20 protein-coding genes and 1 pseudogene are annotated in these 22,626 nt (G+C 71.4%); 6 read left to right on the top strand and 15 right to left on the bottom strand.

Going from position 1 to position 22,626, the window contains the following annotated elements:
• Positions 1 to 5: 5 nt before the first annotated feature.
• Both FF096_RS15810 and FF096_RS15805 read left to right on the top strand, forming a co-directional pair.
• The gene (locus tag FF096_RS15810) at positions 6 to 722 is read left to right on the top strand and encodes a hypothetical protein (protein ID WP_155218824.1); all 717 of its coding nucleotides are present in this window, start codon (positions 6 to 8) and stop codon (positions 720 to 722) included.
• A 66-nt stretch (positions 723 to 788) separates the two neighbouring features.
• Positions 789 to 1,709, top strand: coding sequence for a phosphatidate cytidylyltransferase (locus tag FF096_RS15805; RefSeq protein ID WP_155218822.1), 921 nt, complete (start codon positions 789 to 791; stop codon positions 1,707 to 1,709).
• Here FF096_RS15805 and uppS read toward each other — a convergent pair.
• Positions 1,617 to 2,423 (bottom strand): polyprenyl diphosphate synthase, encoded by an 807-nt coding sequence (gene uppS, locus FF096_RS15800; protein WP_309223373.1) that lies wholly within the window; start codon positions 2,421 to 2,423, stop codon positions 1,617 to 1,619. The genes FF096_RS15805 and uppS overlap by 93 nt on opposite strands.
• Positions 2,424 to 2,441: 18 nt before the next feature.
• Complete coding sequence (locus FF096_RS15795) at positions 2,442 to 3,110, bottom strand: CDP-alcohol phosphatidyltransferase family protein (RefSeq protein WP_155218820.1); 669 nt, start codon at positions 3,108 to 3,110, stop codon at positions 2,442 to 2,444.
• 189 nt (positions 3,111 to 3,299) lie between these two features.
• Between FF096_RS15795 and FF096_RS15790 the strand changes: the two genes are divergently transcribed.
• Positions 3,300 to 4,145, top strand: a complete 846-nt coding sequence (locus FF096_RS15790) for an SDR family NAD(P)-dependent oxidoreductase (protein ID WP_155218818.1) — start codon at positions 3,300 to 3,302, stop codon at positions 4,143 to 4,145.
• Positions 4,146 to 4,159: 14 nt separating this feature from the next.
• On the opposite strand, the gene FF096_RS15785 is transcribed toward FF096_RS15790, so the two are convergent.
• The 5 genes from FF096_RS15785 to FF096_RS15765 form a co-directional block, all read right to left on the bottom strand.
• A complete protein-coding gene (locus tag FF096_RS15785) occupies positions 4,160 to 5,209 on the bottom strand; it encodes a hypothetical protein (protein WP_155218815.1) in 1,050 nt (349 codons plus the stop codon).
• A gap of 301 nt (positions 5,210 to 5,510) precedes the next feature.
• Positions 5,511 to 7,274: an FtsX-like permease family protein gene (locus tag FF096_RS15780; RefSeq protein WP_155218814.1), complete on the bottom strand. Its 1,764-nt coding sequence runs from the start codon at positions 7,272 to 7,274 to the stop codon at positions 5,511 to 5,513.
• Position 7,275: 1 nt separating this feature from the next.
• On the bottom strand, positions 7,276 to 8,001 hold the full coding sequence (locus FF096_RS15775) for an ABC transporter ATP-binding protein (RefSeq protein ID WP_155218812.1): 726 nt from the start codon (positions 7,999 to 8,001) through the stop codon (positions 7,276 to 7,278).
• Positions 7,998 to 8,540 carry a PadR family transcriptional regulator gene (locus FF096_RS15770; RefSeq protein ID WP_309223372.1) on the bottom strand — a complete coding sequence of 181 codons (543 nt, stop codon included), beginning with the start codon at positions 8,538 to 8,540 and terminating at the stop codon, positions 7,998 to 8,000. The genes FF096_RS15775 and FF096_RS15770 overlap by 4 nt, the downstream gene beginning before the upstream one ends.
• Before the next feature lie 100 nt (positions 8,541 to 8,640).
• Entirely contained in the window at positions 8,641 to 9,546 is a 906-nt protein-coding gene (locus FF096_RS15765) for an oxidoreductase (RefSeq protein ID WP_155218808.1), read from the bottom strand.
• A 132-nt stretch (positions 9,547 to 9,678) separates the two neighbouring features.
• On the opposite strand from FF096_RS15765, the gene FF096_RS15760 reads away from it, so the two are divergent.
• On the top strand, positions 9,679 to 10,584 hold the full coding sequence (locus FF096_RS15760) for a helix-turn-helix transcriptional regulator (protein WP_155218806.1): 906 nt from the start codon (positions 9,679 to 9,681) through the stop codon (positions 10,582 to 10,584).
• Positions 10,585 to 10,626: 42 nt separating this feature from the next.
• Here FF096_RS15760 and FF096_RS15755 read toward each other — a convergent pair whose 3' ends face one another.
• Both FF096_RS15755 and FF096_RS15750 read right to left on the bottom strand, forming a co-directional pair.
• Positions 10,627 to 11,364 (bottom strand): phosphotransferase family protein, encoded by a 738-nt coding sequence (locus FF096_RS15755; protein WP_155218804.1) that lies wholly within the window; start codon positions 11,362 to 11,364, stop codon positions 10,627 to 10,629.
• Positions 11,365 to 11,557: 193 nt separating this feature from the next.
• Positions 11,558 to 12,436 carry a hypothetical protein gene (locus tag FF096_RS15750; RefSeq protein WP_230462651.1) on the bottom strand — a complete coding sequence of 293 codons (879 nt, stop codon included), beginning with the start codon at positions 12,434 to 12,436 and terminating at the stop codon, positions 11,558 to 11,560.
• Positions 12,437 to 12,536: 100 nt separating this feature from the next.
• Between FF096_RS15750 and FF096_RS15745 the strand changes: the two genes are divergently transcribed.
• Positions 12,537 to 12,959, top strand: a complete 423-nt coding sequence (locus tag FF096_RS15745) for a squamosa promoter-binding protein 15 (RefSeq protein ID WP_230462650.1) — start codon at positions 12,537 to 12,539, stop codon at positions 12,957 to 12,959.
• Positions 12,960 to 12,986: 27 nt separating this feature from the next.
• Here FF096_RS15745 and FF096_RS15740 read toward each other — a convergent pair whose 3' ends face one another.
• Complete coding sequence (locus FF096_RS15740; protein ID WP_155219008.1) at positions 12,987 to 16,250, bottom strand: hypothetical protein; 3,264 nt, start codon at positions 16,248 to 16,250, stop codon at positions 12,987 to 12,989.
• Positions 16,251 to 16,316: 66 nt separating this feature from the next.
• On the opposite strand from FF096_RS15740, the pseudogene FF096_RS27315 reads away from it, so the two are divergent.
• Positions 16,317 to 16,520: pseudogene (locus FF096_RS27315) on the top strand (alpha/beta fold hydrolase); the annotation flags it as partial.
• Here the strand turns inward: FF096_RS27315 and FF096_RS15730 are convergent.
• From FF096_RS15730 to FF096_RS15710, 5 genes are all read right to left on the bottom strand, one after another.
• On the bottom strand, positions 16,508 to 19,372 hold the full coding sequence (locus FF096_RS15730) for an AAA family ATPase (RefSeq protein WP_309223399.1): 2,865 nt from the start codon (positions 19,370 to 19,372) through the stop codon (positions 16,508 to 16,510). The pseudogene FF096_RS27315 and the gene FF096_RS15730 overlap by 13 nt on opposite strands.
• Before the next feature lie 185 nt (positions 19,373 to 19,557).
• Positions 19,558 to 19,926: a 4'-phosphopantetheinyl transferase superfamily protein gene (locus FF096_RS15725; protein WP_309223371.1), complete on the bottom strand. Its 369-nt coding sequence runs from the start codon at positions 19,924 to 19,926 to the stop codon at positions 19,558 to 19,560.
• Positions 19,910 to 21,142, bottom strand: coding sequence for an acyl-CoA dehydrogenase family protein (locus FF096_RS15720; protein ID WP_230462649.1), 1,233 nt, complete (start codon positions 21,140 to 21,142; stop codon positions 19,910 to 19,912). The genes FF096_RS15725 and FF096_RS15720 overlap by 17 nt, the downstream gene beginning before the upstream one ends.
• A complete protein-coding gene (locus FF096_RS15715; protein WP_155218800.1) occupies positions 21,135 to 21,737 on the bottom strand; it encodes a hypothetical protein in 603 nt (200 codons plus the stop codon). The genes FF096_RS15720 and FF096_RS15715 overlap by 8 nt, the downstream gene beginning before the upstream one ends.
• Positions 21,734 to 22,600 (bottom strand): hypothetical protein, encoded by an 867-nt coding sequence (locus FF096_RS15710; RefSeq protein ID WP_155218799.1) that lies wholly within the window; start codon positions 22,598 to 22,600, stop codon positions 21,734 to 21,736. Before FF096_RS15710 ends, FF096_RS15715 begins: the two co-directional genes overlap by 4 nt.
• Positions 22,601 to 22,626: the final 26 nt, after the last annotated feature.

Genomic DNA, 22,626 nt, shown 5'->3' with positions numbered 1-22,626 from the left:
ACGGAGTGCCGATCGCTGCCGACGCGGCTGTCCGGATCCGGCGAATCCACACGCTGCTCAGCGTGCAGTCGCTGGTCGTGGTGCTGCTGTCGATCAACCGGCTGAGTGGGATCACCACCGGCTACGTCGCACCGAACCAGTTCCTGCGCTGGACTGACCTACTCAACATGCTCGTCCTGCCGGTCGTCAGTGTGCTGGTCGCGATGGGCCTGCGCGAGGTGACCCGCAGCGGCGCGACCCGGCGGTCCGGTGACCGGGCGCTGTCGGTGGTCTTCGTGGTGGGGGTTTACCTGCTCGGTGCCGGCTACGGCAGCCACGAGGTGACGAACTATCTGCACAGTCGCTTCTGCGGCGCTGACCTCGATCAGATGTGCGCCATCATCGTCTACCAGGACGACGAGTTCTCCCACTGGGTCTTCTTCAGCGGTTTCCTCCTGATCAACCTGGCGGTGCTGCTGACGGTGCCGTTGTACCCCACGACCCGGCCGGCCGTCGGCTGGCACGTACCCGCGCTGCTCGGCAACGGCATCGTCTTCGGCCTGGCCGTCTTCGCCAACCTGTCCTTCGAACCGATCGGGCTCGACCTGTACGTGGTGGCCGCGCTGGCGGTGGCGGCACTGGCTCTGTGGTGGCGTCGGCGACGGGAGCCCCTGCTGGTCTACTACCTGGTCGTCTACTGGTTCGGCCTGCTGTCGACAGCGGTCTACACCCATGTCGTCTAGGGCTGCGCCGCCAGCGGCCACAGGCGACGCCGGGTCGCGGCCGTACGCCTCGAAGGAGCCCGTCGGATGATCGAGAATCCACTGGCCAACCCCCATCTGCCGGGGACCGCCTGGCGGCTCGGCACCGTGCTCGCGGTGGTCGTCGCGGCACTGCTGTGGCGGCACTGGCGAACGGTACGGCGAGGAGCACACTCACCGCTCGCGGCCAAGGCGCTGACTGTCGTGTGGGTGGCGCCCGTTCTCCTGCTCGCCGTCTTCGCGGGGGCGGTGCCACTGGCCCTGGTGGTCGCGGTGGTGGTGACGCAGTCGGTACGCGAGTACGCCGTGCTGGCCCGACTCGACCGGCCGTACCGCGTGCTGCTGACCGCGTACTGCCTGGTCACCCTTGTGGTGGCGCTGGCCGGACAGCCGACGCTGCTGCTCGCGCTCCCCCCGGCGCTGGTCCTGGTGGTCGCCGCCGTGCCGATCCTGACCGGCCGGGTCGCCGACGCGCACCGGCAGCTGGGCGCGGTGGTCTTCGGCCACCTCTACATCGGCCTGGGCCTCTCCGTCGTCGTGCTCGCCCGTCAGGCCGAACCGTGGGGGCTGCGGTTCCTGGTCGTGGCCGGCACCGCCGTGGTGTTCGCCGACGCCGGTGCCTACCTGTTCGGCAACGCCATCCGTGGACCCAGGCTCGCCCCGAGTGTCAGCCCACAGAAGACCTGGAGTGGTGTCGGCGGTGCCGTCCTGGGCGTCGCCGGTGGGCTCGCCCTGCAATGGCCTCTGGTGCCCGATCGCTGGGGGCTCGCGGTGGCTGTCGCGCTTGCCGTCGCGCTCAGCGTGGGCGCGGTGTGGGGCGACCTCGTGGAGAGTGTCGTCAAGCGGGACGCCGGAGTGAAGGACGCGGGCACCGTGCTACCCGGCTTCGGTGGGTTGCTGGACCGGTTCGACTCGTTCCTCCTGAGCATCCCACTGGCCTTCGCCGTCGTCCTGCTGCTCACCCGGTAGGTCACCGACAGCGCCGTACCGCCGGCACCGCCGCTGGTAGCGCCGAACCGCCTCGGTCAGGTGCGCACCGGTGAAGTCGGGCCAGAGGGTGTCGACGAACATGAGTTCCGCGTACGCCACGCGCCACAGCATGAAGTTGGAGATCCGGTGCTCGCCCGAGGTGCGGATCAACAGGTCGACGTCAGGCATGTCCGGGTACTGGGTGAACTCGCCGAGGAGCTGCTCGGTGATGTCGTCCGGCGACACCTGCGCCCGGACGATCGCGCGAACGGCGTTGACGAGTTCGGATCGGCCACCGTGGTTGAAGGCCAACGTCACGGTGAGCCTGGTGTTGGCGGCCGTCACCCGCTCGATGGCGATGATCTCGTTGAGCACCTCCGGCGGAATGCGGGCGTCCTCCACGCCCATGTACCGCACGCGTACGCCCCGGGCGAGCAGTAGCTCGCCGTACTGCCGGATCGCCTCGGCATTGAGCCGCATGATCGCCGCGACCTCGGGACTCGGCCGACTCCAGTTCTCGGTGGAGAACACGAACAGCGTCAACCACCGCACCCCCAGGTCGAGCGCCGCGTCCACGCAGCCGAGCACGGCGGCGACACCGGCCGCGTGCCCGGCTGACCGGGGCAGCCCCCGCCGGGTCGCCCACCTGCCGTTGCCGTCCATGATGCAGGCGACGTGCCGGGGCAACTCCCCCGTCGGCCGGAACTCTCCCACGTCGACGTTCGACGCCCGCTACACGCGCTCTGGCTGCCGCCGGGACCGACCAGGTCGGATGGCGAGGGCGGCCCGAGCGTACTGAACGAGCGAGGCGTAGTAGAGCACGAGGCCGAGCACGGTGAGGGCCAGCGTGCCGGCGTGCAGGACCGACGCCCACGGCAGGTCGATCGCCGGCAGCAGGTACCCGGGAAGGCCGACGAGCAGTGCCAGTGTCCCGATCTTTCCGCTGCGGGTGACGGGCCTGGCCATCGCGCCTCGGGTGATCACGCCGACCACGAGTGCCAGGGTCAGCTCGCGCAGCAGCACACCGAGCGCCACCCACCAAGGCAGCAGGTCCACCACGAGAAGGGACACGACCAGAGCCGCGATCGTCACCCGATCGGTGATCGGGTCGAGCCAGGTGCCGACGCGGGTCACCTGGTTCAGCCGGCGAGCCAGATATCCGTCGAGGACGTCCAGGGCCGCGAACGTCCAGAGCAGAACGAAGGCGACGCCGTACGCACCCCGCCCGATGATCAGATAGACGATGACCGGCATTCCGGCCAGGCGGATGAAGGTGATGCCATTCGCCCAGGTGAATACCTGGTCGGTCGCGGTGGGCGTCGTGCCACCGCGGGCCCCTGAGGAGAAGATGTCATGACGAAAGAACGTCGCCACCCGCGCGCCGATTCCGGGCTCAGCCACCAACGGCCTCCCACAGGTTTGCAATTGTCCCGCTCACGGTAGCGTCCGAGTGGAGCGACCGCCATGGCTGAATCCCGTACAACCGTGCCGATTACCAAGATCAGAATGGCATACCCCACCGCCGCAGAGTGGTAAGGTCACAGCAGCACAATCGCCGCTGTCAGCTTCCACGCGTCGGATGTGGTGCGGATGCGCCGTCGAGGCATAGCCGGACTCGTCGCGGTCGTGACCGGTGGTTCACAAGGCATCGGAAGGTCCATCGCCGAACGCCTCTCGTCAATGGGCGCGCACGTCGCGATAGGCGACATCGACACCCAGTCGGCCCGCGAACAGGCCGCCCGGTTCGGCGCGCTCGGGTTGCCCCTCGACGTCACCGACGAGAACTCGGTGCAGGAATTCCTCACCGAGACGCGAACCCGACTGGGCGCGATCGACGTACTGGTCAACAACGCCGGCGTCCTCATTCCCGGCGAGTTCCGCACGCTCTCCCCCGTCGAGCACGACCTACAGATCGGGGTCAACCTCGGCGGCGTCGTACGGTGCATGCGACTGGTGATACCGGAGATGGTGGAACGCGGCTCCGGCCACATCGTCAACATCGCCTCCATAGCCGGCCGGATGCCCTGCCCCGGCGCCGCCGTCTACAGCGGCAGCAAGGCCGCCGTCATCGCGATGTCCGACGCCGTGCGATTCGAACTCGCCGGGCACGGTGTGGGCGTCACCGCCGTGCTGCCCACCTTCGTCCGCACGGAGATGGCTGCCGGCCTGACCCTCGGCGGCATGCCGACCCAGGGCACCGAGTTGGTGAGCGCAGCCGTGGCACGGGCGCTCACTCGACGTCGCCCCCCGGCCCGAGTCGCCGTACCACGATGGTCCGGCCTCCTCGCCACCCTGGACACCATGGCCCCCCGCTGGTCACGCGACGCCGCCCGACGGGCGGTACGCCTGGAGGCACAAGCCTCCTCCCGGTCGAGCTACCAGTCACGGATCGACAAGCAGATCGCCGGCCATCAGGGCCACAACGAGCAGCACTGACGGGTGAGCCACGATCACGTACTCAGGAAGAAGGCCACGATCGAGCCGAAGATGGCGGCACCGTACTGCACGATCGCCGCGGTGTTGAACGGCAGCCCCGGGCTCGTCTCCACCAGTCGATACAGCGCGATGTTCTCCTGGACGGACTTCACTTCCTGGGCGGTCGTCGGCGGCTCCGCCCCGGTCAGCGGCAGCATCGCCAACAGGGTCGCCTGGCGGGCATTGCGGACGGCCACGAACAACAGCATGTGCGGGATGATTCCGGTAGCCAGCGCGCAGACCGCCGCGATCGGCGGAACGGCCCTGATGACCGAGTCGAGCACGGCGCTGGAGCCGTAGGTCGAAGCCCTGATGGAGAGCAACTCCACCGCGAGCAGGGCGATCAGCGTGACCGTCGTGGTGAAGGCGTACCCGGTGCTCATCCGGGCGATGGCGGGAGTGCTGGCCGGTGAGTGCCAGACCAGGTTCAGGTCGCTGGAGCGCAGGATGCGGCTGGCGAAATAGACGAAGAACGCCATCCAGTACGCGCAGTTGCCGCCGATCAGCGTCGACCAGAAGATCGCCAGGTACGACACCGGCCCCATCTCGAGGTTGTCCACGATGTACGGCTGGATCAACCGCAGCAGCAGGCAACAGGCAACCGAACCGGCCACCGTCACCACGAGCTGACGCCGGACCGACATGAACCGCATCAGCGCGTCGGCCAGCGCCGCACGCAGCGAAGAATCCCGAATCAGGTCGTCGAGGTGGGGAGCCGTCTCCGCCAGGAGGGTCCACACCCACCACGCGCACAGCAGACCGAACACGCTGAGGGCCGACAGAATCGCCACCCAGGAGACGGCTTCGAACGTGTGCAACGCGTACGTGGGGGCGAAGAGTCGCGCTGTCACCTCGATGTAGAGCGGCAGACTCGCGGCGAGCGCGCACGGGCCCAACGCCCGCAGTAGACCGGGCCACTGCCGATCTCCGGGATGACCCATCCGCGCGAGACGCACCGCCAACATGCGGTCGAAGCCCCGCTCTACCGGCGTCACCAGAGTCGGCACCTGGCGTGTGATGGTCATATCACATCCGTTCGCAGACTGACGCACGTGACTGGCCCGAGCGTAAAGCGCGACGTCAAACGTCAGTCCCTCGAAATCCTCGATCAATTCGACCGCGCCCTGCACCGGCGGGACTGGCGGTATTGGTCGGCATCTGCGGCAACGCCAAGGGCTGGCCTTTGTCCGTGCCGGCGCTCGTCGAGGTCGTATCCGTGATCGATGCCGCCCCGAGTTCGATCTAATCCTCGACGGCGTTCGTAGCGCGACGCCGAATCGGAGCAGGGTGACCGGCGGCCTGCTTACCGTCGGCGGGTGGCGGCTGTCAGGTCGACGCGGATCGCAGCGCGTCCACGGCCGGGCGCCGTGCGGCGATCATTGCGGGAATGGCGGCGAGCACGGCGATGGCGAGTAGGACGCCGAGCGCGGTGCCGAGCAGCCAGACGGTGGGCGGGTAATGGACCTCGTCCCGGCTGAGGAAGGTGAGCAGCCCGAGGCCGGACGGGATCCCCGCCACGACGCCGGGTAGGGCGGGAAGCAGTTGCGCTGCCGCCAGGCCCATGCCGGCCTGCGCGGGCGTGGCCCCGAGCGCCCGCGCGACGGCCAGTGGCTGCCGAGCGTCGAGGACAGCCGTCCAGGCGCTCACGACCGCGTTGATGAGCGCGAGGAGGCAGAGTACGACGATGACGACGAGCAGCGCCTGCTTCATCCGCTCGCTACGGGGGTTGGCGAGTTCCGTGTAGCCGAGGTCGAAGCGCTCCACCTGGCCGTTGACCACGAGTACCGCGACGAGTGCGGTCGTGGTGATCAGGGCGTTCACGGTGACCAGCCGGGCACGGCGCGGCCGGCGCGCGTTGATCCGTACCCCGATCAACAGGGCGGTGGGCAGCAGCCGCGACAGCCGGATCCGCCACCGTCGACGGTGCGGTGGCGTCGCGGCGTCGGCCAGTGCGTGGACGGTGTTGGTGGTGACGGCGCGTACGACCGGCACCAGGGTCGCCGCCACGGCGATCGTCAGGGCGAGGAGCGTGGCGGCGACCACGGTACGCAGCGCGGGCGGCTGGGCGTTGACCGAGCCGACGAGCCCCACGCTGGGGCGGATCAGCACGGGTGCGACGGACCAGCCCACGGCCACGCCCGTCGCGGCGGCGGTGAGCCCGATGAGCAGGTACTCGGCGAGATGGACGGCGGCGATCACGGCCGGTCCGGCACCGACGGCCTTGAGCAGCCCCACCCGACGGCGTTGCCCGATGATCCGGCCCGCGACGATGCCGGCGACACCGGCCAACGCGAGGCCGCTGAGCAGCCAACTGCCGACGAGCAGCGTCATTTGCGCGTCCCGGTACAGCCGACCGTTGAGCCGGCCGATCTCCTGCCAGGTTGTCGCGTGGGGGCGATCGCCGTAGTTGACGCTGTCCGCCGGGTCGGTGAGTTTGAGGTTCAGGGTGTACGACAGCGGTTTGCCGTCGGCGAGCGTGGCGATGTCGCCGCGCTCGACCCAGACCAGGCCGCCGCGCTCGACCAGCACGCTGCCGGAGTAGTGCCACCCGGCGTACGGATACGTCGGTCTCGCGGCGGTGACCGCGGTCCCGGCCACGGACAGCGGATGGCCCTCGATGTCGACGGTGTCGCCGACGCGGATGCCGAGGGCGTCGGCGAAGGCGCTCTCGACGACCACGCCGCCCGGGCGTACCCAGGTGCCGTCGGTCACCGCCGGCCGGTTGATCGAGTCCGGTACGACGTCCCGGCCTTCGACAACGGCGTGCGCGGACCCACCGGCAGCCGTCATGGTCAGGTAGGCGATCGGGAACGGCCCGCTGTGATCAGCGACGCCGGCCGCGCCGGGCAGCGGTGCGAGTTCGTCCAACGCGGCCTGACCGGTGGCCAGGGGCGTCATGATCACGTCCGGTCCGGCGGTGGCGGCCCGGGTCTGCTGGTACGGCCGATCGGCGATCTCGTTGAGGTTGAGGCCGAGGGTCAGCGTGGCGGTGGTGGCGGTGATGGCGACCAAAAGCAGCAGGGTCTCGGTCCGGCGGCGGCGCAGGCTTCGCATCAGCAGCCGGCAGATGAGCAGGAGGCGACCGGACATGTCAGCGCCGCCCGTCGTAGACGTTCCCAGTGGTGGTGGCGAAGCGGCTGTCGTCGGCGAACGCCCCGTCCCGCATCGAGATCACCCGGTCGGCGACGGCGGCGATGCGGGCGTCGTGGGTGACCACCACGAGGGTCTGCCCGGCGCTGTGCAACTCCGCGAACAGCCGTAGCACCTCCAGGGTGGCCGCACTGTCCAGGTTGCCGGTGGGCTCGTCGGCGAGTACGACCAGCGGCTCGTTGCTCAGCGCGCGGGCGATCGCGACCCGCTGGCGCTGCCCGCCGGACAGCGCCGAGGGCAGGTGGGCGGCCCGGTCGGCCAACCCGACCCGGTCCAGCAGGTACATCGCCCGTCTGCGGGCCCGTCCCGGCGAGCGGCCGGCCAGTAGCGCCGCCAACTCGACGTTCTCGACCGCGGTGAGCTCGTCCATGAGGTGGAACGACTGGAAGACGAAGCCGACCCGGTCCCGCCGCAGCCGGGCCAGCGCCCGTTCGCTGAGCGTGTCGATCCGGTCCCCGGCCAGCCACACCTGCCCACCGGTCGGGCGTTGCAGGCCGCCGAGCAGGTGCAGCAGGGTGGACTTGCCGCACCCGCTGGGGCCCATCACCGCCAACGTCTGCCCGGCGGGCACGTCCAGGTCGACCTCGTCGACCGCCCGTACGAGGGTGTTGTCCGAGCCGTACCGTTTGGTCAGCCCGCGTGCCCGCAACGCCATCGAACCGGTCATGCCTGCTGCGCCTTCCGCCCCGTCCGATCACGATCGGCCCACATCCGCTCACATGCCTCCAGCCACTCCAGGTCGGCCCGCAGCCGCAGCACCACACCCTCCAGCAGCAATCCGGCGACCGGATCCACCGACCTGTCCAGTGCGGCGAGCTGGGTGTCGCGCAGCCGGCGCAGTACCTCGCGCCGCTGTGCGTCGACGAGTGCCACGGGATCGGCCAGCCGGGCAGCCGCAGCAGCCACCAGCTTCAGATGGAACTCCGTCAGGTCGGGCTTCGGCCAGCTCACCTCGGCCAGCCAGCCGGCGACCCGTTGCTGTCCGGCCGGAGTCAACGCGTAGACGCGACGGTCGGGCCGGTCCGGCAGCCCGTCGGCTCGCTCGGAGGTCACCAGTCCGGCCTTACCGAGCCGGGCCAGCGTCACGTAGATCTGCCCGGCGTTCATCGTGTCGCCCAGCGGACCGAGGGCGTCACGCAGGCGGCGGCGTAGTTCGTACCCGTGCGCCGGCTCCTTGGCCAGCATGGCCAGTACCACGTCCTGCACCCCAGCACACCCCTCGCTCCAGACCGCTAATAGATAGCCGTTAGCTATAGGGTTGTCAATCCCGAGCCGCGCCGTACCGCTGCGGGGCGGTGGCATCAGATCAGCGGTAGTCGACGCCGGTCAGGGCCTCGGCTGCCGCCCACAGCCGCTTGCCGACGACCGGATCGGCGGCGGCCCGGCTGAGCCGGGCCTCGGTGACCCGGCCCCGCGTCTCCCACAGCCCGGAGGGGCCGAAGAACTGGCCGCCGCGCACACCGGGCTCGGTCGCGGCACGCAACTGCGGCAGTGCGCCCTGCCGCACCGGCTGGGTCGCCAGCAGCCCGGCCCACGCGATCAGCCGCCCGAACCGGCCACGGTGCTCCCACGCACGCGGAGTCAGGTTGGTGCGGGTGAGACCGGGGTGGGCCAACGCGCTGACGATCGGCACTCCGGCCGCGCGCAGACGGCGGTCCAGTTCGACGCCGAAGATCGTGGTGGCGAGCTTGGACCGGCCGTAGGCCGACGCTGCCCGGTAGTCACGTTCGAACATCAGATCGTCGAAGTCCAGGTGCGCGTTCTTGTGCGTGATCGAGCTGAGACTCACCACGCGGGCCTCCCGCGCCGCAGCCAGGTTGTCGAGCAGCAGGCCGGTCAGCGCGAAGTGGCCGAGCATATTGGTGGCGAGGTGCAGCTCGAATCCGTCGACGGTGGTCCGGCGCGGGCCGAGCAACACCACGCCCGCGTTGTTGACCAGCAGGTCGATAACCGGATGGTCGCCGGTCAGCCTGGCCGCGAAGGCCCGCACGGAGGCGAGCGAGGCGAGGTCCAACTCGTACACCTCGACGTCGCCGCCGATCCGCCGGGCGACGTCCGCACCGGCGGCGACATCGCGTACGGCGAGCACGACGTGCGCGCCGTGGCGGGCCAGTTCGGTCGCGGTGACCAGGCCGAGGCCCGAGTTCGCGCCGGTCACGACGGCGACCCGACCACGCTGGTCGGGGATGCGGTCGGCGGTCCATCCGGTCATCTGCTGCTCCTGGGAGGTGTCGGTGCGCTGGGCCACCGACGCTAGGACCGGTCCACTCCGGTTCGATCGTTCTCGGCTGCCTAGGTCTGCGGGTCCTACCTTCGCCGGTCCGGGCCGCTGCACACTTGCGGCATGAACAGCCTCCAGCCGTACGCTCGCGAACTCGGCGACTTCCTGCGTGCTCGGCGCAGCCGGCTGCGTCCGCACGACGTCGGCCTGGAACCGGGCGGCCGACGCAAGGTCACCGGGCTCAGGCGCGAGGAGCTGGCCCTGCTGGCCGGGCTGAGCACCGACTACTACCAGCGGATCGAGCAGGGCCGGGAGGTACGCCCGTCCGACGACGTCCTGGACGCGATCGCCGGCGCGCTGGGCCTCGACGACGGGGAACGCCGGCACCTGTTCACCCTCGCCCACGCCGCCCGCCGGTCGGTGCCCGCCCGGGTGAACCGCGATCCGGAGCGGGTGCCGGAGGGCACCCGGCGCCTGCTGCGGGTGATGGACACCCCTGCGGTCGTCCTCGGTCGGCACCTCGACCTGCTCGACTGGAACCCGATGGCGCAGGCGCTGCTCGGCGACCCCGACGTCTACCCGACCGACCGGCTCAACATGCTCCTGCTGCTGTTCGACGACACGCTGACCGGCGAGCGCAGCTGCCCGGACTGGGAACGGCAGGCCCTGGACTACATCGGCATGATGCGTGCCGCCGTCGCCACCGACCCCACCCATCCGCGCGCCACCGCGATCGTCGGCGAGCTGAGCATCCGCAGCGCCGAGTTCCGGCGGCTGTGGGCCCAGCACGACGTACGCGAGGCGGTCAGCGGCACGAAGACCTTCCGGGTTCCCGAGGTGGGCGACATCGTCCTGGCCTGGGACACGTACCCGCTGCCGGGAAACCCCGGCCCCGTCATGCTCGTCTTCACCGCCGAGCCGGGCAGCGCCGACGCGGACCGCCTACAGCTCCTGGCGTCGCTGCACGCGACGCCGGTGGGCGTGGGCCCCGCACGGCAGGGTGTGTCCGGTGATCCCGGCGTACGGTGACAGGTCCGGCCGCGCCCTCGGTGCCACCTCGTGGCCGCCGGCTCACATCCGCGATCTCAACACGTCGAACTCGCAGCCCGGCGCGTCCGGGTCGAAGCCGTGTTCGATCAGCCAGCGGGATGCCAGCAGGCTGCGCAGCGACCACCAGGCGCGAATCACGTCCCGGTCGACGTCGGTGCCGTAACCGATGAGGAGATCGTCGAGGCGCTCCTCGTGCCCGAGGGTCAGGACGGCCAGATCGTACAGCGCATCACCGGGCGCCGCCTCGGACCAGTCGATCACACCGGTGACCTCGTCGTTGTCGGTGAAGATGTGGGTGATCTGCAGGTCGCCGTGCATGAACACCGGCGTCCACGGCCGAAGGGCGGCCTCGGCGATCTCGCGGTTGCGGTCGACCAGGTCGGTCGGTAGGACACCGCTGTCGACGAGCCAGGCGCATTCGCGGTCGAGTTCCGCGTCCAGCCCGACCAGCTTCTTGCCGACCCACGGCGGCGGTGGCGCGTCGTGCAGCGTCCGGATCACCTCGCCCGTCGCGGCCCACGCCGCCGGTGACACGGGCGACGGCTCACCGAGACAGCCGAGTGCCTGGCCGGGGACGGCGGCGATGGCAAGGACGGGCGGCTTGCGCCACAGCACCTCGGGGGTCGGGACGGGCGCCAGCCGCATCGCCTCGACCTCCACATCGATGCGGGCCTGATCACTGTCGACCTTCAGGAACACATCGCCGACCCGCAGGGTCGCGCGCTCACTGTGGGCTACGACGACCTCGACCTCATCCATGCCGACCATTGTCGGAGGCTCAGCATGATCATGGATTACCTGTAAGAGGGCACGCAGCACGTCGCCGCCGGCGGCCACTGTTCCGGAAGCTCGTGGATCAGCCGGAGGTCAGCCGACGGCGGTCAGGTGCGAACGGCTCGCTGCTCAGGTGTCGATCGGGCGCCACAGCCGCTGGAGAGAAGGCGGGAACGACTCACCCGGCGTTGAGGTCGGTGACGAGGGTACGCAGCCAGGACTGCGCGAGGGCCGGTTCCCGGCCGATCGCGCGGGCCAGGGCGTGGCGGCCGGAACGGCTGCGGCCATAGGCCACCAGCGCCGCAGCCTCCGCAAGCGCCTGCCGGGTGCGTTCGTCACGGCCGGGACCGTCGACCTCGGCCAGCCAGCGGTCCGGCCGCCACGAGCGGGTCAACTTGGTCTGGTAGTCACCGAAGTACGACCAGACGGTTCCGTCGAGGGACACGTTGACCACCGCCTGCGCCGGTAGTTGCCGCGTCCAGGCGGCCTCCTGCTGCCAGCGGTAGGTGTTCGGGCTGGTCTTGTGGCGGACGGTCACGCCCACGAAGCGCAGCTTGCGCCGGATCACCGGCCACGGTTCGCGTTGCTCGTCGATCCAGTCCCGCAGCAGGTGGAACAGGTCGGTGAAGGTGTTCCCGCCGTCGACCACGTCGACGAACGTCACCGGCCGTCGCCGCCGCGCCAGGTTGTGCGGCGTCACCTGTACGCCCGTGAGGATCTCCCGGGCCCGGGCACGTTCGGCTGGTGTCAAGGCACGTCGTCGCCACCGACGCCCGGCGCCGACGCCGGTGCGTTGGAAGGACAGCGGCAGCCGCCACAACCGACGTTCGCTGTCACTGTCGACAGCGCCGCTGAGCAGGTCGAACATCGAGTCCAGGCTTCTGCCGACGAAGACCAGGTCACCGTTGCCGCTGCGGGCCAGCACCTTTCCCGCGCAGGCCGTCAAATCATCGAGGAACCACAGATCCGGCGTACTCGTGCCGGTCAACAGCGACCCGAGTTCGTCCAGCGAGACAAGGTCCCACCGGAACGGCACCAGGTTCCCCGGTTCGGACATGTCCGCGATACTGCCATGATCGACGCCGAGGACGCCGACCGGCAGGTCCAGCCCTGCGCATGTGCTGGTCCGGCAACACGCGTTGGTGGACCATGCCGGGGTGAGCTGGGTAGCGAATCTGATGGTTCAGGCTGACATGGCCGACCACGACAATGTCCGGTCGTTGAGTGGCTGGCTGGAACGCGACGCGCCACGCAGAGCCGAAACCGGCCTGGACGTGCACGGCAACCCTGCTCACGGAGTCGGCACGCTGGAGACGCTGACCGACCCGGAGACCAACCAGTGGGGTGGCTGGAAGAACCCGGAGTGCGACGTCTGGGCCGGTGCCCTCAATCACGCGGACCTGGATGCGCTACTCGCCCAGCTTCGGGCGATCCCCTGGCGCTATCCCCAACGGGTGCAGGTGTTCCTGATGGACCAGGAGGAGTCCTACTTCCGGCTGTACATGTTCCGCGACGGCACCTGGAACCAGTACGCCCCGCCGCCGCCACCACCCGACGCCGACGATCAGCACGCGTGGTGAACCAGCCGTGACGGCGGTCAAGGACGCTCAGCTCATGTCGATCGCGTACGCCTGTTCGCGTACGTCGGCGTCGGGGTGTCGGCGCAGCCGGATCAGCAGGTCCCGCCACGGGGTTCTCCACCCGAAGCCGGCCCCGTGGCGGACCAGGGCAACGGCGAACAGGCCGCTGGTGAGGTCGCCGCGTTCCGTCAGCCGCGTGATGGTGTCGTTGAGGGTCGCCGGGTCGGGCCACTCGCGGAGGCTTCGCAGCCGGGTGGCGACACGTTCGGCGGTGCGAGTGGCCAGGACGGGCCGTCCCGCGCACAGCGCGGCGATCTCGTCGAGGTTGTCGAGTCGGCCGAGGTCGACCAGCAGCCCGGTCGCGGTGCCGGTGAAGGCGGGGCGGGTGGCGAGCCACCGCGCCGCTTCGATCAGCGCGGTCCGGTCGGCGCTGGTGGGATGGTGACCGGTCCGGACGATCGCACCGTGCGCGAGGAGTGCGATGCGGCGTCGGGCCGGGCGATCCGAGGCCGGGTCGCCCGGGTGGTCGTCATGGGAGTCGCGGTCCACCAGCCGGGCCAGCGCGATGCCGAGGACGTCGTCGCCACCGGCCTTGAGCAGGTGGGGGACTTCGATGGACACCATCGTCTCGTCGAGGTCGGTGAGCCGGTCGACGACCAGGTCGGTGAGACCGGCCAGCCACGGTGACCAGTCGCCGAGCCGGTGGAAGGCCGCGCGTCGAACTTCCCGGTCGGTGGCCTGACAGGCTTCGACGATGAGCGCACCGTACGCCGGGCGGTGTCGGTGCGAGATCGTGTCCGGGGTCGCGTCCAGGACCGCGCGCCGTTCCTCCCGGCTAGCGTCGACCGCGGCCCGCAGGATGGTCCAGCTCTCCTCGGCCGGTACGCGCTGCCGGGCGGCGGCGACGATCGCCGCTCGTACGTCGCGGTGCGCGTCCGGGTGGCGGTACGCGTCGAGCAGGGTCGCCATGACCTGCGGCGGCCCGTAGCGGGCCAGGAGCCGGGCAGCCTCCTTCCGGCTCGTGATCTTCGTCGGGCCGGTCAGCACCTCGGTGAGGACAGGGACCAGCCGGGACGGCGCGACGTGCCGGGCGGCCCGACCGGCCGCGTACATCGCGACCCGCGCCCGGTCGCTGTCGGCGTAGCGGACCAGCACCGGCAGTGCCTCGTCGGGCCGGTCGGTCCAGACCAACGCGCCCATCGCCGCCTCGGCGATCGCCACTTCGGGGGCATCGAGGTGACGCAGCACCAGCTCGCGGCCGACGCCGGGCACGTGGGCGGCGGCTCGGATCGCCGCCGCGCGCTGCCACACTCCCTGCTCGGTGTCGGCGAGGATCAGCCCCAACTGCTCCACGAAACGGGCCTGCTGGCGGGGCAGCCAACGCTCGGCGTGCGGCACCCAGACGGGCACCCAGCGAATCCCGGGTTCCACGAACCGGCCGCGTGGGCGGCGTTTGAACACCCGGTCGAGCAGGTCGGTGCGGGAGGCGGAGATGATCACCCAGACCTCGTGGAGCGTCACCGCCGTCGGATCGATGGCGAGCACCTCGGCGACGCGTTCCGAGCGGGTACGCGGATCATCGAGCCACAACCCGATCGCGGTGCGGGCAACCGACGCCAGCGTGCGCGGGCCGATCGCCTGACGCAGGAGGTCCTGCAACTGCGGCAGCCGCCGAGCCCGCTTGCCGAGCGCGTGGGTGAGCGCGAAGAGCGGGCCGTACCGGCCACGGGCGATGCCCGCCTCGACCCAGCCGCGTAGCCGCTCGAAGACCAGTGTCTCCTGCCCACGGCGCAGGACGGTGTCGAAGCGGCGCAGTACCGGCACGGCCGCGCCGGTGCTGACCAGGTCGATCGTCAGAAGCGCCCACTCGCGGAGCTGCGGCACTGCGACGTGGTGTTGCAGGACGTCGGCGGCGAGCGAACTCAGCGCTGTCGAGGTCGCGGCGGAGGCGTCGCGGGCGTCGACCGCGTCGGTGGTCAGCTGCGTGAGCCCGGCTGCCGTCTCCACGGTGAGCAGCGGCGCCGCCTTGGCGAGCGCGGTGAGCGCAGCGGCGCGTACCGGGTCCTGCTCGTTGCGCAGCCGGCCGAGCCGTAGGACCGTCTCCGCCACCGCCCGTGGGTCACGGGAGCGACGGGCGGCCTGCACCAGCAGCGTGTACCCGTGTGCCCGCTCGTCGGCGTCACCGGAGCGCAGCGCGTTGTCCAGCGCCGCTGACGCGTCCGGCCAGGCCAGGTACGCGCTCCAGAGGCGCACCGCCGCCTCGTGCTCCTGAATCGTCGCCAGGCCCAGTACCCGCCTCGCCTCGCGGATCCGGACCGCAGCCGGTAGCACCTCCATGACCTCGGCAGTCGGGATCAGCGTCGCCGTGTCGACCTCGGACAGTGCCCGGTCGTACAGCTCCGCGCGTCGGGCCGGGGCGACGGCGTCGAGCAGCGCCGCCAGCGCCGGGCTGTGTTCCCGGTACCGACTGGCCAGGGGCACCAGCTCGGCGGTGGACAGCACCGCGAGGCGGCGCAGTAGGGCCGGCGGAAGCACGTCGCGGCGCAACCAGGCCGCCCGGCCGGGTGCGGTGAGCAGCCGGACGACACGGCCCGGATCGTGTGCCGCGAGTCGTCCGTACGCGTCGAGCGGGCCGGGTAGCGACTCCTCCGGTGCGTACCGTTCAAGCAGATCGAGTGCCTGCGCCGGGTCGCACCGCAGCACCGCGACGGCGGCGTCACCCCAGACCCTTGCCCGCAGTTCGGGCGGGGCTTCGGCCAGCCGCTCGCGGACCCGCTCCAGGAGCGGACCGGTGTGCCACCGGACCAGCCGCTCCAGGCGCAGCGCGTGCTCCAGTTCCGGCAGCAACGCCCGTACCGTGGCATCGCCGCAGGCTGGTAGCAGCGCGGCGGCCTCCTCGTCGCCGAACTGGGCGCGGACCTCGCCGATCAGCGCGTCGGCGACAGTCGGCGCGTACCGGCGGCGCAGACTTCGATAGATACGACGCCGTTCCATCGCCGACCGGTCGGTGATGTCGCCGACCGGGATGTCGGCGCGCAGCGCCGCGGTGAGCGCCGCACCCCTGATCGACGGCAGCGGATCGCGGACCGCCGCGGCGATACCCTCGGCATCCCGGGTCGCCATCGCCGCGACCAGGGCCAAATGCCGCTCATAGGGGCCCTGCTCGCGCAGATTCCGGCAGACCTGCACACGATCAGGCGCGGTACGCGCCCACTCGACCAACCGGCGCATCCGCACGGGATACGGCAGCGGATCGAGCGACGCCAGCAGCCTGCGGGTGGCGGTCAGCATGGTGATCACAACGCGGAAGCGTAGCGGCAGGCCGCATCCGCCCACCTCGACGGCAGTAGGCCACAGGTGACGGCGCACAGGGTACGGCGCACTACCGGGTGCAGATCCACGACGGCGAGGGTGGGACAGGCCCTGTTGGGCCACTCGTGGGGTGCGCACCTGGCGTTGCGCTACACCATCGAGCACCCCGAACGGGTCAGCCATCTGATCTACGTCTCCGGCACCGGCATCGACCCCGAAGTCACCGTTCGAGTGGGTCAGGAGGACTGGGCTGACGCGAGCCCGCCGAGGTGGAAGCGGCGTACCAGGGCGGCCCGGTTGGTGACGCCCATCTTGGCGTACACGTGGGACAGGTGCATCTCCACGGTCTTCTGGGTGACGAACAGGCGGGCCGCCACCTGCCGGTTGGTCAGCCCTTCACTGACCAGGGCCGCCACCTGCGTCTCCCGCCGCGTCAGGGTCGGCGAGCCGCCCTGGCGGCGGGCCCGCCGGGCGCCGCCCGAGCGGCCCGCCAGCAGCCGCCGTCGCTCGGTGTTGACCTGGCGGGCGAAGAGGCCGGCGCCGCAGCGGTCGAAGATCTCCTCGGCCAGCCGCAGCGTCGCGACGGCCCTATCCGGGTCGCCGTCGGCGACCAGCGCTCGCGCGGCCACGATGTGGGCCTGCGCGGCGTCCAGCGGCAGCTGGACCCGCGTGAGGGTCTCCGCGGCGGCTGCGGCCTCCTCCGCTGCGGCGGCGGGGTCCCGCAGCGCCAGCACCCGGGCCTGCGCGGAGGCGGCCAGCGCACTGCGGCCCGGCCGGTCGAGTCGCTCGGCCACCTGGTACGCGCGCTGCGCCCACTCCGCCGCCGCCTCCGGATCGTCCTCGGCCAGGGCGGCCCGGGTCAACAGTTCGTACCAGCCGACCTGCGCCCAGGGTTCGAGGTCGGGCAGTCCGGCGTTCGCGGCCACAGCCAGGCACCCGGCAGGGTCCCCCAGCGCGAGCAGCGTCTCGGCGTTCGCGCTCAACGCCAGCCTGCCCGGCCAACTGGTGGCGGGCAGATCCAGGGTGTACGGAACCGCAGCTGGTTCGACCTCTTCGGTTCCGCTCCAGACGGTCAGCAGTCGACCCATCGCCTCGGCCGCGACGTGCAGTTCCCGGAACTGTGTGCCGGACGCCAGCCGCAGCACCTCGGCGCAGTCGGCGGACGCCTCCGCCAGCCGCCCGGCGCACCGGTGGGCCAGGCTCCGGGTGCACAACAGGTGCAGCAGGGAGAAGTAGCTCCGGGCCCCGGGCGAGACATCGATGGCCCGACTGAGGTGGTGCACTGCGGCATCGCAGCGGTCCAGCAGGATTTCGCTCCAGCCGACCCACAGGGCGCTCTCCGGCTCGTCACGGAGTTCGGCGTCCAACGTGGTGTTGAGTTCCAGCGCGGCCTGGTTGGTCTCGCCCCCGGCGGCGCGGTTGCCCCGCAGATGGCTCGCCGCCGCGAGCAGACCCAACGCGTGCGCCCGTACCGCCCCCGGGATGGTCGTGGCGCGGCGGGCGGCACCCAGCGCGGCGGCCGCCCACCGGCGGGCCTGCCCGGCCCGGCCGCTGATCAGTTCCACCGCGCCGAGCGCGAGTGCCAGCGCCGCCCAGTCCGCCGGCTGGGCCTCGTCGGGGCGCGTCAGGTTGGTGCGGAGCAACGCCGCCGCTGCCCCGTGCCGGCCGAGCTGGCGTTCGACCTGGGCGCAGAGCAGGGTCGCCGTGGTGCGGTACGCGGACGGGCGCTTGTCGAGCAGCCGCAGGGCGTCGTGCAGCACCGCTCGGGCGGCTCTCGGGTGGCCTGCTGCGGCCAGCGCCTGGCCGAGTCGCACCGTGAGCATCACGCGGGACTCGCTGGGGTTCGCGCTGCTCGGCGAGAGCCGGATCGCGGCGCCCAGCCATCGGACGGCGGTGTGCGGGGCCCGGTCGAGCACGGCGGTGGCCGCCTCGCGGAGTACCTCGACGGCGACCATGTCGCCCGGCACCGCCAACCGCAGCAGGTGTGGTGCCTGGGCGGCGGCGCTGCTCCGGCGGCGACGCAGCTCCGCCAGCGCACGGGCGTGCGCGGTCAGCCGCCAGCCGGCGTCGGTGGTGAGGTACGCCGCGTGCTGGACCACGGGATGTCGGAAGGCGAAGCAGCCACTGCCGGTCACCGGGCGAAGCAGGTCGGCGGCGACGAGTTCGTCGATGGCGGCCGGCACCTGTTCGGCGGCGATCCCGGCCACCTCGGCCAGCAGGCCGGTGTCGACCGGTTCGGGCCCGAGCACCGCTGCGGCCGAGGCCACCAGGTGGGCTGGGCGGGACAGCAGTTCGAGTTCGGCGGCCAGCGCGGCCTCCACTTCGGATGGGAGCGCTCCCAGTTCCACGTGTTCACTCGCCGGGCCATGTGGCAGCGCGCCGGCCAGCAACGCCGACAGGTACTGCGGGTTGCCCTCCGACAGCTCGTGCAACACGGCACGCTGCCCGGCCGACAGCGGCACCTCGGACAGCTCGTCGAGGTGCGCCCGCTGAAGCGGCGCCACCTCGATGCGGGTCACCTGCCCGGCGGTGTCCAACGCCAGCCGCAGCCGGGCCGGCGACTGGCGGCGACGATGCGCGATGACCAGCAGCAACGGCGTACGCAGAGGCGCGTCGAGCAGGTGGCAGATCAGGTCGATGGTGGCCCGGTCGCCGTTGTGCAGGTCGTCGATCGTGATCAGCAGCGGCCGTTCGGCGGCCAGTGTCTCCAACAGCACCCGCACGGCGCGTAACTGCCGGGCACCCGCCGGCACCCCAGCCGGTGCCAGGGAACGGGCGCCCGGCAGGCGCAGCGACGGAAAGGTGTCGTTGAGCAGTTGCGCGTGGTCGGAGCGGAGTTCGGCCAACCGGGCCGGGGAGACCTGGGGCAGGTACGGGTCCAGCGCGTCGACGATCGCCGCCATCGGCACGTCCGAACCGGGTACCGGTGCCCGACCGGCGAGCACCTGTACGCCGTGTTCCCGCGCCACCGCGGCCACCTGGTCCAACAGCCGGCTCTTGCCGATCCCCGGCTCCCCCGTCACCTCGACGATCCGTCCCGTGCCGTCGAGCAGGGCGGCCACGGCCGTGGCCAGCGCCGCACTCTCCCGCTCCCGGCCCACCAACGGTCGGCGGTGCTCGTCAGCCACCGCAGGCGGGCCTGGCGGCAGGGACAGCGCCCAACCTGCCGGTCGGGACGGCTCCGATCTCCGCTGGTGCCGATGGCCGAGACGAATCGAGGACCGGGTCAATGTGTGCTCCTCAGGGACGGTACGGCGGGGTTGCGGTGCTGGTCACCGAGCGGGCGTCACCATCCGGCGGCGACCACGGCCACCAGGTCCCGCTTGTGGGTGACGGAGACGGTCACGTGGGTGATCGAGGCCGACCGCGCCGCCTCAGCGGCGCTGCCCCGCAACGTGACGCTGGGCGACCCGCCGGGCTGACGCGGTAAGGCGATGTCGCGGGGGGCGACCCCCTCGAACAGGCCGGTGCCCAGAACCTTGAGCACGGCTTCCTTCGCGGCGAACCGCCCCACCAGGTATTCCCGGCGTCGGCTGTCGCCCAGCGCCTCGGCCTGGGCCAGTTCCTCGGCCGCGAAGAAGTACCGCAGGAACCAGCCCCGGCACAGGAGGCGGTCCAGTTCGTCCAGGGCGACGAGGTCAATGCCGAGCCGCACCGTCGACCGCCTGCTCCGGCACCGACTGCGGGGCGGCCCGGTCCCGCAGCAGTCGGTGGAAGACCGACATCGCGTGCAGGTTCGTCGTCCCCTCCATCAGTTCGAACGCCCGCACGTCGCGGTAGGTCTTCTCGACCCAGGGGTGCTCGATCAGACAGGCCGGACCCAGCAGCTCGGCCACGAGCCGGGTGGCGTCCTCGGCGACCCGCGCCGCCCGCGCCTTGACCGCACCGATGCCGGCCACGTCGACGACACCGGCGTCGATGTCACGGGCCACCGCGTACGTCCGGTGTCGGACCGCGGCGATGCGGTCCAGGATGCCGTCGAGCCGGTGCCGGTCGCGCCTGGGCAGCGACGGGCGGTGCGCGACCAGGTAGTCGCAGGCGGCCTGCGCGCAACCGATCGCCATCGCCGCGATACCCGGACGGAACCGGTAGAGGATGTAGGTCGCACCGTAGAGCCCCCGGCGGCTGGGTGACCGTTGTGCCCCGAGCACGTCCTCGTCGGCCACCGCGACGTCCTTGAAACGCAGCCGACTGATCCGCGCCCCGCGCAGGCCGACGGTGGGCAGCAGTTCGCCGCTGAACCCCGGCGAGCTGGTGTCCAGCAGCACCGCCTCGATGCCCCACGGTCCGGGTGCTCGACGGCAGAACACCACACCGAGTTGCGCGCGGGCGCCGTTGCCGATGTAGCACTTCACCCCGTTGAGCAGCCACCCACCACCCGGGGCCGGGGTCAGCGTCGTCTCCAGTTCCGTCGCGGCCGAGCCCTTTCCCGGCTCGGTCAGGGCGAAGAACGTGTGGGTGGGGCCGGACGTCAGCCGACCGAAGTACCGCTTGCGCTGTTGCTCGTCGGCCAGCGCCTGGACGGCCCCGCCGGACAGCGACGGACCGGGGCTGGCCAGGAGCACATTGGGATCGCCGTAGGACACCTGCTCGGTGGCGACCACCTGACCGAGGACGGTGCCGCTCACCTCCACCAGCCGCTCCGGGAACTCCCCCGCCGACCGGTACTCCGGCGGCAGCATCCCCTGGACGGGGAAGCGCACCTCCGGCTCGTGCAGGAACTCGGTGATGGCGTCCGGATCCTGGTCCAGCCGCATTCCGATCTCGCGCAACCGGCCGGCCATCGCCGCGCAGTAGTCGCCCAGCTCCCGGGTGCGTTCGTCGAGCAGGTCCGTCCCGGCGGGCGCGGCGGCCTCACGAAGCTCATTCATCGGCGTCCTCCGTGTCGGCGTGCAGGTAGACGTTGCCGACCACCTCGGCGAGGTGCAGGTCGCCGGCGGGTCCGTCGGCGAGGAAACCGCTGGCGCCGAGCAACCGCAGCAGGTCCCGGCCGATGTCGACCAGGCGCAGGTGACAGCGCCACCGGGCGTTCCGGTCGGCGTGCCGACGCGCCTCGGGAACGGCCGTGTCCTCGGCCAGCCGCAGCGCGATGTCGGCCAGTTGTCCGGCGACGAGTTGCTTGGCCAACAGCGTGGTGTCCCCTGAGGTGCGTCCTTCGAGGTGACGCAACGTGTGGGTGAGGGTGGCGTCGAGCAGTTCGCGGTGCGCCGCCAACAGGGCCACCGCGAAGCGGTCGGCGGCCGGTCCTTCGCCGAACGCGGACTCGGGGGTGGCTTCGGCGACGGCGAGGCCGAAGCGGGTCAGCGGCCCGGCCGGTGCGTCGGGCAGCGCCACCGTGGAGGCGAGAACATGACCGGTGGGAGACGCGACCAGCCGGCCGGGTGCCGCCCGACCGTGCAGCGCGTCCAGGACGAGGGGGTAGGGCGTCCCCGCCGCCTGCGGCGACGCGGGGGGTGCGGGTTTCATAGTCGGGCCTCCCTGCGCTCGGGCGCGCCGGCGCTGGACAGTACGGCGAGTTGACTGCGTCCGGTCCGCGGATCGGTGTCACAGAGGACGAGGTTGGCGTAGCGGGTGGCCCATTCCTCGTGGTGACGGGCCAGGTCCAGCCAGACGCTGGTGCAGTAGCCGCCGGGCTGGCAGCGGTGCACCGGCAGATCGACGCCGCTGAGCTGATCGTCCGCCGGCCACGGGCCGACGACCAGCAGGGTCGGCCCCGGCGGCAGCGCCGCGCGGTGGTCGGCCAGCAGGTCACCCAGCGGTACGTCCGCGCCGGCCGCCCGGGTCGCGGTGAACCGGAAACCGGATCGGGTGTCGGTGTCGGTGTCGGTGTCGGTGTCGAAGTAGAGCAGGACGCCGCTGTCCAGCAAGGGGGTGTCGTGCACCAGCGGATCCCGGTACGGCAGTGTGGTCTGCTCGCAGACGAACAGGGCCAGGCTCGATTTCCTGCCGGACCGGGTGTACGCGTCGGCGACGCGCAACGCGGTGAACGGCGCCTGTAGGCCCTGCTCGGAGAGGGCGAAGCTGTGGCTGCGCCCGCCGAACAGGGCGTTGAGCCGCGTGGTGACGGTCTTGACGGGATATCGGTCGGGCAGGGCATAGGCCAGGATCAGCAGATCCGGCGGACCGAACGGGCTCGGGCACCGGTCCATCAGTTCCTCGGCCAGTTCCCGGAACCCGATGTTCCGGGACTGCTTCAGCAGGTCCTCGTCGACCTCGATGCCGTACGGCGCGAGCAGGTCCCGGTGGTAGGTCAGCAGAGCCTCGTCGGGTTCGTAGGGAAGGCCGTCGGGGCGTACGAGCGCTGCCGCGCCGCGCAGGGTCAGGGACATGACCACGTCCTCGGTGAGGGGGGCGG

Origin of the sequence: Micromonospora sp. CP22 (assembly GCF_009712475.1) — a bacterium.
Lineage (GTDB): Bacteria > Actinomycetota > Actinomycetes > Mycobacteriales > Micromonosporaceae > Micromonospora.
This window is presented reverse-complemented; position numbering and strand designations above follow the sequence as displayed.